The following is a 12,315-nucleotide window of genomic DNA, read 5'->3' as shown; positions in this document are numbered from 1 at the left end:
ATCGGCGCGTTCATCGTTCGTTTATCGCGGACCGGCATGCTCCTGTCTACCGGTCCGTCGCGTCGGGGGGCAGACGGCTCGGCATCCCTGGCCACACCGTAAGGTGAGCGGCCTTGTGAACCCGTCCGGCGGCCCTCGGGGGAGTCGCCGGGCGGGTTCGTTCCATCCTTCAAGCACTTTCAGGGAGTTGACCGTCATGGCCGACACGAACGAGCTCAAGCCCAACGACGCCCACGCCACCGGTACGGAGGACGTCACCACGCTGGACGCCCACGCCACCGGCGCGGCCCTGGTCACGGCCGAGGACACCGAGGCCGGCGACGGCGAGGCCACGCCGGAGGACGCGCACGCCACCGGCACCGAGAAGATCACGACGCTCGACGCCCACGCGACGACCGAGCGTCCCTGACGAACACCGCACGGGGATCGGCCGCGGCGGCGCGGAGGGGGAGCCGTCGCGGCCGATGTGCGTCCCGGGGCGGTCAGACGCCCCGCAGTTCCCCCTTGACCACCTTCCCGCCGGCGTTGCGCGGCAGCTCGCCCACGAACTCCACCGCCCTGGGCACCTTGTAGTTGGCCATCTCGCGCCGGGCCCAGGCGATCAGGTCGTCGGCGGTCAGGACCGTGCCCGGGCGGCGCACCACGTAGGCCTTGCCGACCTCGCCGAGGCGGGGGTCGGGGACGCCGATGACGGCGACGTCGGCGATCGCGGGGTGCAGGCCGAGCTGCTGCTCGATCTCGGCGGGGTAGGCGTTGAAGCCGCCGACGATGAACATGTCCTTGAGGCGGTCGGTGATCCGCAGGTTGCCCGCCGCGTCCAGGACGCCCACGTCCCCGGTGCGCAGCCAGCCGTCCGGGCCCAGCACCTCCGCCGTCGCGGCCTCGTCCTCGTAGTAGCCGCGCATCACGTTGAAGCCGCGGACCAGCACCTCGCCGGGTTCGCCGGGCGGCGCCTCCACCCGGACCTCCGTGCCGGGGATCGCGCGGCCCGAGGTCGCGGCGACGACCGAGGGCGCGTCGCCGCGGCGGCACATCGTCACCACGCCGCTCGCCTCGGAGAGGCCGTACGCCGTCAGGACCGTCTCCACGCCCAGTTCGCCCCGCAGCCGCTCGACCAGGGTCAGCGGGACGACGGCGGCGCCCGTCACCACCAGACGCAGCGCCGAGAGGTCGAAGGAGCCGCGCGCCGGGTGGTCCAGCAGGGACTGGTGGAGGGTGGGCGGGCCGGGGAGGACCGAGACGCGTTCCGCGGCCACGTTCGCGAGGACCGTCTCGACGTCGAAGACCGGCTGGGGGATCATCGTCGCGCCGCGCATCAGGCAGGCGACGACGCCCGCCTTGTAGCCGAAGGTGTGGAAGAACGGGTTGACGATGAGGTAGCGGTCGCCGTGGCGCAGCCCGGCCAGGTCGCTCCAGATCTCGTAGGCGCGCAGCGTCTGTTCGTGGGTGATCACCGCGCCCTTGGGGCGGCCGGTGGTGCCGGACGTGAACACGATGTCCGAGGGCCAGGACGCCCGTACCGCGCGGGCCCGTTCGCGGACCTCGGCCGCGCTCACGCCCTCGCCGCCCGCGAGGAAGTCCTTCCAGGTCCGGTACTCGGCGGGCGCGTCGTCGGAGAGGACCACCACCTGTTCCAGCGCGGGCAGTCCGGGCCCGTCGGCGACGGCGCGGCGCAGGGCGGCGACGTACGACGTGCCGAGGAACGCCCCGGTCACGAAGAGCAGCCGGGCCCCGCTGCGGCGCAGCACGTCCGCCGCCTCGCCGCCCTTGAAGCGGGTGTTGAGGGGGACGAGGACCGCGCCCGCCGACACCGCGCCGAGCGCGCAGACCATCCAGTCCAGGGAGTTGGGCGCCCAGACCGCCACCCGGTCGCCCGCCCCGACCCCGCTCGCGACGCAGGCCGCCGCCGCACGCTCGACCCGCGCGCCCAGTTCGGCGTACGACACCCGGGTGCGGCCCTCGACGACCGCCTCGGTGTCCGCGTACCGCTCTGCGGCCCACCGCACCAGCTCCGCAACGCTGTCCCACTCCAAGTCACCGCGCACCACGGCCTCCCGACGCACTAGCTGACTACCCGTCAGATTAGCTGTAGCCTGACGAACCGTCAGCCCCCAACACCCATCGCATCAGCAACGCGGAGGTGCCCCGTGCCGGGAATCAAGGACGCCACCGCCGTCGTCGGCATAGGCCAGACGCCCTTCGCGAAACACCTCGACGACGACGAACGCACCCTGGCCTGCCGGGCCGTGCTCGCCGCCCTCGACGACGCGGGCATCGACCCGGGCGAGGTCGACGCGCTGGCCTCCTTCACCATGGAGGAGACCGACGAGGTCGAACTCGCCAAGGCCGTCGGCTTCGGCGACCTCACCTTCTTCAGCAAGGTCGGCTACGGCGGCGGCGGTTCGTGCGCGACGGTCGCCCATCTCGCCGCCGCCATCGCCACCGGACAGGCCACGGTCGGGGTCGCCTGGCGGTCCCGCAAGCGCGGCAGCGGCCCGCGCCCCTGGCGCAACACCACCGCCCAGCTCCCCACCCCCGCCCAGTGGACCCGCCCTTACGGACTGCTGCGCCCGGTCGACGAGATCGCGATGCTGACCCGCCGCTACCTGCACGAGTACGGCGCGACCCGCGACCACCTCTTCAACGTCGCCCTCGCCTGCCGCAACCGGGCCAACCAGAACCCGGCCGCGGTGATGTACGAACGGCCGCTGACCCGCGAGATGTACATGACCTCCCGCTGGATCAGCGAGCCCCTGTGCCTGTACGACAACTGCCTGGAGACGGACGGCGCGCTGGCCTGCGTGGTCGTCGGCCGGGAGCGGGCCCGCGACTGCCCGCGCACCCCCGTCTACATCCACTCCGCCGCGCAGGGACTGCCCGCCCAGCACCACGGCATGGTCAACTACTGGAACGACGACCCCCTGACCGGCCCCGCCTGGACGGCCGCCCGACACCTGTGGAAACACGCCGACTTCACCCCCCAGGACGTCGATGTCGCCCAGATCTACGACGCGTTCACCGCCCTGATCCCGCTCTCCCTGGAGGGCTACGGCTTCTGCGGGCGCGGCGAGGGCGGCGCCTTCACCGAGCAGGGGGCGCTGGAGATCGGCGGACGGCTGCCCCTCAACACCGCCGGCGGAGGGCTCTCCGAGGCCTACGTCCACGGCTTCAACCTCATCACCGAGGGCGTCAGACAGCTGCGCGGCACCAGCACCGCCCAGGTGCCGGGCGCCGAGACCTGCCTGGTCACCGCCGGTGAGGGTGTCCCGACGTCCGCTCTGCTGCTCCGGAGGTAGCCCGTGCTCTCCCCCGTCACCGACGCCGACGGCGCCCCCTTCTGGCGGTACGCCGCCCAAGGCGAACTCCGCGTCCAGACCTGCGCCGGCTGCGAGACCCCCCGCTTCCCGCCCCGGCCCTGCTGCCCCCACTGCCACTCCTTCGAGAGCATCTGGCGCAGGACGAGCGGCCTGGGCCGGATCTGGTCCTATGTCGTCCCGCACCCGCCCCTGCTGCCCGACTACGCCGCGCTGACGCCGTACACCGTGGCGGTCGTGGAACTCGCCGACGCCCCGCACATCCGGCTGGTCGGCAACCTCGTCGCCGCCCCCGGCGCCCCGCTGGACTCCCTCGCCCCCGGCCGGGTGCGGATCGGCGCCCGGGTGCGGTTCGCGTACGACGAGGGCAGCGGGCTCGCGCAGTGGGTGCCGGAGCGGTCATGAAGGAGGTCGGGCTCACCGTCGACGAGGGCACCGGCGTCGCCGTCGTCACCCTGAACCGGCCCCACCGCCACAACGCCGTCAGCCTCGGCATGCGCGACCGGCTCGTGGAGGTCTGGCGGGAGCTGCGGTTCGAGGACTCCGTCCGGGCCGTGGTCCTCACCGGTGCGGGCGAGCGGGCCTTCTGCACCGGCATCGACCGGGACGCCGTCGTGCCCCAGCCCGCCTCGCCGTACATGAGCGACGATCCGCTGCTGCGCCTCGGGCCCAAATCCAACGACCTGTGGAAACCCGTCGTGGCGGCCGTCCGGGGGATGGCCTGCGGGGGCGCCTTCTATCTGCTCGGGGAGTGCGAGTTCCTCGTCGCGGGCCGCGGAGCGACCTTCTTCGACCCGCACACCACCTACGGCATGGTCAGCGCCTACGAGTCGGTCCTGATGGCCCAGCGGATGCCGTACGGGGAGGTCGCCCGGATGGTCCTGATGGGGACCGCCGAGCGGCTCTCCGCGCGGCGGGCCCATGAGATCGGCCTGGTCTCCGAGCTCACCGGGGACGAGGACGTGCTGGACGTCGCCGTCCGGCACGCCGCGCTCATCGCCGGGCAGCCGGCGGAAGGCGTCCAGGGCACCGTCCGCGCCCTGTGGGCGGCGAAGGAGGCGGCCCTGGCGCACGCCTACGCGCAGGCCCCGCATCTGATCGCCCTCGGGAACCTGCCCGCCGGACGGCAGGCGGAGCTGTTCGCCGCCCGCCGGCCGGGGTTCACCACCCGGTGACGTCGTCCCCGTCGTAGGAGGCGACCGGGTCCAGGTCGCAGTGGTCGACCTCGGCGGCGCTCTCCTCGGCGTTGGCCACCTCGATCCGGACGGTCCGCTCCCCGTCGCCGGGCACGGTGATCTGCTCGATGGTCCCGTCGACCGTCAGGCCGTCGGCGTCCAGGAAGACGATGTGGACGTCGAAGGTGCTCCCGGCCGCGTTCGGGTTGGTGACCTCGACCGTCGCGTACGGGTCCTTCACCGTCGCGCAGCTGATCAGCCGGGCCGTGCCGTCCTCGTGGCCGGACGGGGAGGAGGACGACGATCCGCCGGAGGAGGACGAGCTCCCCGCGTAGTCGTCGTCATCGTCGTCGTAGTCGTGGTACGTGCTGCCGCCGCCCGTGGTCGACGACGAACTGTCGTGGTTCTGGCTGGAGCTGCTGCACCCGCCGCCGTCGCCGTGGCTGCTGCCGTGGCCGCGGCCCTTGAATCCGGTCAGTGCCAGAACGACCAGCACCGACACCGCCGTGAGTCTGAGCATGTGCCCCCGTGAATGCATGCCGTCACTGTAACGATCTCTTTGTCACGGCCATGTCACCGCATGGCGACCACCCGGAACCCGGCGTAGCGTCGGCCTGGGAAGCGGTGGACAGGACCGCTCCCGAAGACGACGGCCGCCGTCCGGCCCCTTCCGAGTACCCGGTACGACGGCCGTCCCGCGCGGGCGTCAGGTGGTGCGGGCCGTGCCCGTGCCCTTCTCCGCGTCCAGGGCGTAGACACAGCGGTCCTTGCTGCACGCGTACACGACACCGTCCTGGACCACCGGCGAGCCGGTGATCTCGCCGCCGGTCGCCAGCTTCCAGCGCAGCCGGCCGTCGTCGGCCTTCAGCGTGTACAGCAGATGGTCGGTGGACCCGAAGTGGATACGGCCCTCCGCGACCGCCGGGGCGCCCACGATGTCGCCGCCCGCCTGGAACCGCCATTTGGGTGTACCGGTGACCGCGTCCAGGGTGTAGAGCCCCTTGCCGCTTCCCACATGCACATGTCCCGCGGCCACCAGCACCGGCTCGACCGAGGCGCGCGCCTCGGTGGCGATCCGCCAGCGGTCGCGGCCGTCGGTGGCGTCCAGGGCGTAGACCGTGCCGAGGTAGTCGGCGAGGTAGACACCGCCGCCGGTCACCGCGGGACCGGGGACGAAGGCGGGCGGGGCGAGGAACACCGCCGGGGCCTCGAAGTGCCAGCGGACCCGGCCGCTCGCCACGTCGAGCGCGAGCACCCGGGTGCCCGCGGAGACGTACACATGGCCGTCGGGCGCCTGGGTGAGCCGCACCGGCACACCGCCGCAGGAGGCCGCGTCACCGATGGGGTACGACCAGCGCTCGTCGCCGGTGCGGGCGTCGAGGGCCTTGAGGCGGGCGTCCTGCCAGACGTAGACCGTGCCCTCGTGCAGCAGCGGCCCGGCCTCCGGGGACTCGAAGTCGGTCTGGCAGCCGGTGATCTCCCACAGCTTCTGGCCGGTCGAGGTCTCCCACGCCTGGACACCGCCGCCGCGGCTGCCGGTGACGACGGTGCCGCGCTCGGCCTTCAGGGAGTACACCCAGGCATCGGTCTGAAGCCGCCACAGCTCGCCGCCCTCACGGGCCTCCAGGGCGAACAGGGTCGGGCCGTCGGAGGCGTGGATACGGCCGTCCGCGACCGCCATCGACCAGGCGACGTCCCGCGTCTTGAAGCGGCGGCGGCCGGTGGCCACGTCCAGGGCGTGCACCTCGAAGGAGGTGACGTAGACGAGGTCGCCCGCGACGGACGGGGTGCCCCACACGTCGTTGGACATCCGGAACCGCCAGGGGCGCCAGCCGCCGCCCTCCGGGGGCGCGGCCGGTACCGCGGGGCCCACGGCCGCGTCGGTGCCGTTGACACCGGGGCGCGGTTTGGACCAGCTCGCCACCAGACCCGCCTCCGGGGGCGGCGCCTTCACGGCGGCGGCGCGGGCGTCGGCCACGCGCGGGCCGGGCCCGATCGGCACCTGGGCGCCCGCGAGGCGCACCGGTCCGGTGCCGGGCGCGCCGACCGGGACCGGCGCGGGCACGGCGGGTGCGCGGGAGGGCGGGGGCGGCACGGGCGCGGGGCCGCGTCCGCCGCCGCTGCGTCCGGCGGGGGCACCGGGCTTGGCGGGCGGACGGCCGTTGCGGCGGGCGTCGATGAGGGTGACGGCCTTCTCGGGCAGCCACGCGGACGCCGTACCGCTGTCGTCGGAGCCGGAGCCGAAGAGGTGGGGGGCGAGCTGGGCCTGGAGGTCGGCCGGGTTGGGTCGGGCGCCGGCCTCCATCTGCATACAGGCCTCGATGAGGGGGCGCAGCTCGTTCGGCAGGCCCTCCAGGTCGGGGCCCTCGCGCAGCAGCATGAAGACCGTCTCGACCGGGTTCGCGCCGTGGAAGGGCGGATGGCCGGTGGCGGCGAAGACCAGCATGGAGCCGAGCGAGAAGACGTCGGAGGCGCCGGTGACGGACCGGGAGTCCTTGGCCTGCTCCGGGGACATGTAGGCGGGGGTGCCGACGGCGACGTTCGTCATCGTCAGCCGGGTGTTGGAGACACCGGAGGCGATGCCGAAGTCGATCACCCGGGGGCCGTCCTCGACGACGAGGACGTTGGACGGCTTGAGGTCGCGGTGGACGAGCCCGGCGCCGTGGATCGACTGGAGCGCCTCCGCGACACCCGCCGCGAGCCAGCGCACCGCCTGGGCCGGGAGCGGCCCGCAGTCGTTCACTATCTCTTCCAGCGAGGGCGCGGGAACGTACGCGGTGGCCAGCCACGGCACGGCCGCGCGTGCGTCGGCGTCGACGACGGCCGCCGTGTAGAAGCCGGAGACCGCCCGGGCGGCCTCCACCTCGCGGGAGAAGCGGACCCGGAAGAGCTGGTCCTCGGCGAGCTCCGTGCGCACGGTCTTGATCGCCACGCGCCGGCCGGACGCCGAGCGCGCGAGATAGACCAGCCCCATGCCGCCGGCGCCCAGCCGCCCCAGCACCTCGAACGGCCCGATGCGCCGCGGATCGTGCTGCGTCAGCTGATCCACCACTTGCCTGCCACCTCCCCGTACGGGCCGCGTCACATCTTTATGCACGCGGCCCAGTGCAGCGTCTCACCACCGCACCGCCATGGCGGCACGCACCCCGATTCTTCCTGGCCGGGGCCCAGGTTGCGAACCCGGCAGCAAAACGGGATGTCTCGCCCCGAATCATGACGTCTCACCGACCCGGCGAACCGGTTCTTCGCTCCAGGACGGCGAACGACGCCCCCTGATTGTCGGTGACGACCGCCACCTTCCCGTACGACGTCTCGAAGGGGGGAGCCTGGATCCGGCCGCCGAGCCGGTTCACCGTACCGAGGACCTCCGCGCAGTCGGCCACCCCGAAATGGACCAGGAAGTGGGGTGGCATCTCGGCCGGGAAGACGTCGGAGACCGGCGCGCGGCCGAAATCGGGGTCGGCGCCGGGCCCGAAGAGGGCGTCGTGGAAGAGCCCGCCGTAGAAGGTGTTGGCGGCCTCGGTGTCGCGGGCGTACAGCTCGGCCCAGGCGAAGACGCCCGGCTCGCGGCGGACCCCGAAACCTGGATGGGTGCCGGCCTCCCACAGACCGAAGACGGCGCCGTCCGGGTCGGTCACCAGCGCGGCGGTGCCCAGGTCGCCGACCGGCATGGGCGCGGTGACGACCTGGCCGCCGGCCGCCCAGACCCGGTCGGCGAGGCCCTCGATGTCGGGGGTGGCGAAGTACACCGTCCAGACGGTGGGCATCCGCCCGTCCGTCTTGTGGGCGAGCGCGGCGACGGGCTCACCGTCCCGCAGACCCCACACGGAGCCTCCGTGGCGCTCCTCGAAGGTCCACCCGAAGAGCTCACCGTAGAACCGCTTGCCCGCCTCGACGTCGGGAAGCTGCGCGTCCACCCAGCAGGGGACGCCCTCCGCGTACGGCGATCCGTCTGCGGATGCCCTGTTTTCGGCCATGCGGCCAACGTAGCGGCGCCCGGCGCACCCCGCAGGACCAGCGCAACCGTCCCCGCACGCTCATGCACCCCATTTGCAGTCGGCCGAATCGCGCTCCCATCACCCCTCGGTAAGCTGACGGCATGACAGGACAAGTGCGTACCGTCGACGGCCGCGTGGCCGGCCGGCGTGGGCAGGCGACCCGGCAGAAGCTGCTCGACTGCCTCAGCGAGATGCTCAGCTCCTCCCCTTACCGGGACGTCAAAGTCATCGATGTCGCCCGGAAAGCGGGTACTTCGCCCGCGACCTTCTACCAGTACTTCCCGGACGTCGAGGGCGCCGTCCTGGAGATCGCCGAGCAAATGGCCACCGAGGGCGGTCAGTTGACCGCGCTCCTGGAGGGCCGGTCGTGGGTCGGCAAGGCCGGCTGGACCACCGCCCAGGAACTCGTGGACGGGTTCCTGGAGTTCTGGCGGAAGAACGACGCGATCCTCAGGGTCGTCGACCTCGGTGCCGCCGAGGGCGACAAACGGTTCTACAAGCTCCGGATGAAGATCCTGAACTCCGTGAACAACTCCCTGGCCGACTCGGTGGCCGAGTTGCAGTCCAAGGGCAAGGTCGACAAGGACGTGAACCCGGCGGCGGTCGCCGGTTCGCTGGTCGCGATGCTCGCGGCGGTCGCCTCGCACCAGAAGGGCTTCCAGACCTGGGGCGTCAAGCAGGCCGAACTGAAGCCGAACCTGGCGCTGCTGGTCCATCTGGGCGTCACAGGAAAGAAGCCGACGAAGTAGCCCCGTCGGTACCGCCGTTGTCGACGGCGGGCTTCAAGTCCTGTCTGGCAGGCGGTCGTTCACCCGGGTGGGCGACCGCCTGCCGCGCTGTCCCCGGCCGCCCGCCGCACCAGCCGGAACACCCTGATCTCGCGGTCCACCCGCGCCTGGTAGGTCGCGTACGGGGGCCAGAAGACCAGGAGCCGCTGCCAGACGGCGGCGCGCTCCTCGCCCGCGAGGAGATGGGCGGTCACCGGGATGTCCTCGCCCTTCCAGCTGATCCCGGCGTCCGGGTGGGCCAGCAGGTTGTGGGTCCAGGCGGGGTGCCCGGGACGGCCGAAGTTGGAGCCGACGAGGATCCAGGTGCCGGCGCCGGGCTCGGGCATGCAGGCGAGCGGTGACCGGCGCTCCTGGCCGCTGCGGGCGCCGGTCGAGGCGAGGACGACGCCCGGCAGCATCTGGGCGCTGAGCAGGACCCTGCCGCGGGTGAGCCGGTGCACGGTCCGGTCCAGGGCCGGGATGACGTGCGGGGCCACCTTGGCGAAGCCCTTCGTGGACGAGACGCGCTGCACCGCCCGCCGCCCGATCACACCGACACCCCCTTCCGCTCCGCCGTTGTGAAAAACCCGGCGGCGTCGGCCGCGTGCGCCCGCAGGCGGTGCACGGGCCCGAAGAGCAGCTCGTCGCCCGCGGCCCGCTTGAAGTACAGCTGTGCGTCGTGCTCCCAGGTGAAGCCGATGCCGCCGTGCAGCTGGATGCCCTCCCCGGCCGCCGTCCTGAGCGCTTCGAGCCCCTGGGCGAGCGCGAGGGCGCCGGCCGGCTCCCCGGGCGCGGCCCGCGCGGTCGCCCAGGCCGCGTAGTAGGCGGCGGACCGGGCCGCCTGCACGGCCACGTACACGTCGGCCAGCCGGTGCTTGACCGCCTGGAACGAGCCGATCGCCCGCCCGAACTGCTCCCGCTGCTTGACGTACTCCACGGTCCGCTCCAGCACCCGGTCCGCCGCCCCCACCGCCTCGCAGGCCAGCACCGCCGCCGCCGTGTCCCCGGTGCGGGCGAGTGCCCCGAGCAGGTCCGGGCCGTCCTCGCCCAGCAACTCGGCCGGCACGTCCCGCAGTTGCACCCGGGCCAGCGGACGGGTCGCGTCCAGCGCGGTCAGCCGGGTGCGTACGGCACCGGCGGCGCCGCCCGGCACCAGGAACAGCAGGGTCCGCGAGCGGGCGAAGCCACCGGCGTGCGCGGCGACCAGGAGCAGGCCCGCGCTGTGCCCGTCCGGCACCCGCTCGACCTCGCCGTACAGCCGCCAGCCGTCCGGGGCGGGGCGGGCCTGCACTCCCCCGGCCCGTCCGCCGCCCGCCCAGGTGCCGGTGTTGGCGGAGGTGAGCGCGAGGGCCGCCGCGGGCGCGGCGAGGGTGGCGGTGAGGGTGCCCGCGGCGATCCGGGGCAGCAGGTCGGCGCGCTGGGCCCCGGTGCCGAGGGCGGCGATCAGGGGCGCGGCGAGCACGGCGGTGGCCAGGAACGGCGTGGGGGCGAGGACCCGGCCGAACTCCTCGGCGGCGAGGGCGACTTCGGTCGGTCCGCAGCCGACGCCGCCGTAGCGCTCCGGCAGGGCGAGCCCGGCCACCCCGAGCTGTTCGCACAGGGCGGCCCACAGGGCGGGGTCGTACCCGTCCGGGCTGTCCACGGCGGCCCGTGACTCCCCCGAACCGCACCGCTTGTGGAGCAGTTCGCGCAGGGTGCGGCGGATCTCGTCCTGTTCGGCGGTGAAGCCGGCGTCCATGCTGGGCCCCTTCCCTCCGGATCTGACGGGCCGTCATATTAGGGGGGCCGGTTCGAGATGCCCAGAGGGAGAGCCCTGTGATGACTGCCGGACAACGGAAAGTCGCCGTGGTCGGCGTGGCCCTCTCCGACTGCGGCCGGGTGGACGACGCGACCCCGTACGCCCTGCACGCCCAGGCGGCCCGCCGCGCGCTCGCGGACGCGGGCCTGGACCGGGGCCTGATCGACGGGTTCGCGTCGGCGGGCACGGGGGTGCTGGCGCCGGTCGAGGTGGCCGAGTACCTGGGTCTGCGGCCCACCTGGGTCGACTCCACCTCCGTGGGCGGCTCGACCTGGGAGGTCATGGCGGCGCACGCGGCGGACGCGATAGCGGCGGGCCACGCGAACGCCGTGCTCCTGGTCTACGGCTCGACCGCCCGCGCGGACATCAGGGCAGGCCGCCGCACCGGCGGTCTCTCCTTCGGAGCCCGCGGCCCGCTCCAGTTCGAGGCGCCCTACGGCCACACCCTGATCGCGAAGTACGCGATGGCCGCCCGCCGCCACATGATCGAACACGGCACGACGATCGAGCAGTTGGCGGAGGTCGCGGTGCAGGCGCGGGCGAACGCCGCCCTCAACCCCGAGGCGATGTTCCGTGACCCCATCACCGTCGACGACGTCCTCTCCGGCCCGATGATCGCCGACCCCTTCACCAAGCTGCACTGCTGCATCCGCTCCGACGGCGGCGCCGCCGTCCTGCTCGCCGCCGAGGAGTACGCCCGCGACTGCCGCACGGACCCGGTGTGGGTGCTCGGCACCGGCGAGCACGTCTCCCACGCCACGATGTCCGAATGGCCCGACTTCACCGTCTCCCCCGCCGCCGTCAGCGGGCGTCTCGCCTTCGCCCGTGCCGGAGTCCGCCCCGCCGACATCGACCTCGCCGAGATCTACGACGCCTTCACCTACATGACCCTGGTCACCCTGGAGGACCTCGGCTTCTGCAAGAAGGGCGAGGGCGGGGCGTACGTCCAGGCCCGCGAGCTGCCCGTCAACACCGACGGGGGCGGCCTGTCCGCCCAGCACCCCGGCATGCGGGGCCTGTTCCTCCTCGTCGAGGCGGTACGCCAGCTCCGCGGCGAAACGGGCCCCCGCCAGGTGCACCGCCCCGACGGCTCCCTCCCCCGACTGGCAGTGGCCTCGGGAACCGGGGGCTGGTTCTGCTCGTCGGGGACGGTGATTCTGGGGCGGTGAAGGCGGGGGCGCGTGGGCGGGGGGCGGTGCGCGAGGGCGCGGTGCACGTGGGGAGCGGTGCGTGAGGGCGGGGGCGGTGTACGTGGGGCGCGGT

The 12,315-nt window shown here is 73.4% G+C and carries 12 protein-coding genes; 6 read left to right on the top strand and 6 right to left on the bottom strand.

What is annotated here, in order from left to right; translation table 11 throughout:
- The first annotated feature begins 196 nt into the window (after positions 1–196).
- Positions 197–409 carry a hypothetical protein gene (locus ACIPSE_RS37425; protein ID WP_401671915.1) on the top strand — a complete coding sequence of 71 codons (213 nt, stop codon included), beginning with the start codon at positions 197–199 and terminating at the stop codon, positions 407–409.
- Positions 410–482: 73 nt separating this feature from the next.
- Here ACIPSE_RS37425 and ACIPSE_RS37420 read toward each other — a convergent pair whose 3' ends face one another.
- A complete protein-coding gene (locus tag ACIPSE_RS37420) occupies positions 483–2,045 on the bottom strand; it encodes a FadD3 family acyl-CoA ligase (protein WP_401671913.1) in 1,563 nt (520 codons plus the stop codon).
- Positions 2,046–2,147: 102 nt separating this feature from the next.
- Here ACIPSE_RS37420 and ACIPSE_RS37415 point away from each other — a divergent pair, with 102 nt between their 5' ends.
- The 3 genes from ACIPSE_RS37415 to ACIPSE_RS37405 are packed head-to-tail and all read left to right on the top strand — an operon-like array spanning position 2,148 to position 4,489.
- Positions 2,148–3,296: a lipid-transfer protein gene (locus tag ACIPSE_RS37415; protein ID WP_401671910.1), complete on the top strand. Its 1,149-nt coding sequence runs from the start codon at positions 2,148–2,150 to the stop codon at positions 3,294–3,296.
- A gap of 3 nt (positions 3,297–3,299) precedes the next feature.
- Positions 3,300–3,719, top strand: coding sequence for a Zn-ribbon domain-containing OB-fold protein (locus ACIPSE_RS37410; protein WP_401671908.1), 420 nt, complete (start codon positions 3,300–3,302; stop codon positions 3,717–3,719).
- Complete coding sequence (locus ACIPSE_RS37405; RefSeq protein ID WP_401671905.1) at positions 3,716–4,489, top strand: enoyl-CoA hydratase/isomerase family protein; 774 nt, start codon at positions 3,716–3,718, stop codon at positions 4,487–4,489. Before ACIPSE_RS37410 ends, ACIPSE_RS37405 begins: the two co-directional genes overlap by 4 nt.
- Here ACIPSE_RS37405 and ACIPSE_RS37400 read toward each other — a convergent pair.
- From ACIPSE_RS37400 to ACIPSE_RS37390, 3 genes are all read right to left on the bottom strand, one after another.
- On the bottom strand, positions 4,476–5,027 hold the full coding sequence (locus ACIPSE_RS37400) for a hypothetical protein (protein WP_401671902.1): 552 nt from the start codon (positions 5,025–5,027) through the stop codon (positions 4,476–4,478). The genes ACIPSE_RS37405 and ACIPSE_RS37400 overlap by 14 nt on opposite strands.
- 168 nt (positions 5,028–5,195) lie before the next feature.
- On the bottom strand, positions 5,196–7,541 hold the full coding sequence (locus ACIPSE_RS37395; RefSeq protein WP_401671899.1) for a PQQ-binding-like beta-propeller repeat protein: 2,346 nt from the start codon (positions 7,539–7,541) through the stop codon (positions 5,196–5,198).
- A 169-nt stretch (positions 7,542–7,710) separates the two neighbouring features.
- The gene (locus ACIPSE_RS37390) at positions 7,711–8,466 is read right to left on the bottom strand and encodes a VOC family protein (RefSeq protein WP_401671896.1); all 756 of its coding nucleotides are present in this window, start codon (positions 8,464–8,466) and stop codon (positions 7,711–7,713) included.
- A gap of 134 nt (positions 8,467–8,600) precedes the next feature.
- Between ACIPSE_RS37390 and ACIPSE_RS37385 the strand changes: the two genes are divergently transcribed.
- Positions 8,601–9,236, top strand: a complete 636-nt coding sequence (locus tag ACIPSE_RS37385) for a TetR family transcriptional regulator (protein ID WP_079310070.1) — start codon at positions 8,601–8,603, stop codon at positions 9,234–9,236.
- Positions 9,237–9,295: 59 nt separating this feature from the next.
- Here the strand turns inward: ACIPSE_RS37385 and ACIPSE_RS37380 are convergent, their stop codons facing one another.
- The gene (locus ACIPSE_RS37380; RefSeq protein ID WP_401671893.1) at positions 9,296–9,805 is read right to left on the bottom strand and encodes a nitroreductase/quinone reductase family protein; all 510 of its coding nucleotides are present in this window, start codon (positions 9,803–9,805) and stop codon (positions 9,296–9,298) included.
- A complete protein-coding gene (locus ACIPSE_RS37375; RefSeq protein ID WP_401671891.1) occupies positions 9,802–10,992 on the bottom strand; it encodes an acyl-CoA dehydrogenase family protein in 1,191 nt (396 codons plus the stop codon). The genes ACIPSE_RS37380 and ACIPSE_RS37375 overlap by 4 nt, the downstream gene beginning before the upstream one ends.
- A gap of 80 nt (positions 10,993–11,072) precedes the next feature.
- Between ACIPSE_RS37375 and ACIPSE_RS37370 the strand changes: the two genes are divergently transcribed.
- On the top strand, positions 11,073–12,221 hold the full coding sequence (locus ACIPSE_RS37370; protein WP_401671888.1) for a thiolase C-terminal domain-containing protein: 1,149 nt from the start codon (positions 11,073–11,075) through the stop codon (positions 12,219–12,221).
- The last annotated feature ends 94 nt before the right edge of the window (positions 12,222–12,315 follow it).

The sequence above is a fragment of the Streptomyces sp. NPDC090106 genome, assembly GCF_044747265.1.
Taxonomy (GTDB): domain Bacteria; phylum Actinomycetota; class Actinomycetes; order Streptomycetales; family Streptomycetaceae; genus Streptomyces.
This window is presented reverse-complemented; position numbering and strand designations above follow the sequence as displayed.

Bases quoted from the DNA above. Each gene is read 5' to 3' on its own strand.
- ACIPSE_RS37370 (WP_401671888.1), top strand. From the start codon at position 11,073: ATGACTGCCGGACAACGGAAAGTCGCCGTGGTCGGCGTGGCCCTCTCC.
- ACIPSE_RS37405 (WP_401671905.1), top strand. From the start codon at position 3,716: ATGAAGGAGGTCGGGCTCACCGTCGACGAGGGCACCGGCGTCGCCGTC.
- ACIPSE_RS37375 (WP_401671891.1), bottom strand. From the start codon at position 10,992: ATGGACGCCGGCTTCACCGCCGAACAGGACGAGATCCGCCGCACCCTG.
- ACIPSE_RS37390 (WP_401671896.1), bottom strand. From the start codon at position 8,466: ATGGCCGAAAACAGGGCATCCGCAGACGGATCGCCGTACGCGGAGGGC.
- ACIPSE_RS37425 (WP_401671915.1), top strand. From the start codon at position 197: ATGGCCGACACGAACGAGCTCAAGCCCAACGACGCCCACGCCACCGGT.
- ACIPSE_RS37400 (WP_401671902.1), bottom strand. From the start codon at position 5,027: ATGCATTCACGGGGGCACATGCTCAGACTCACGGCGGTGTCGGTGCTG.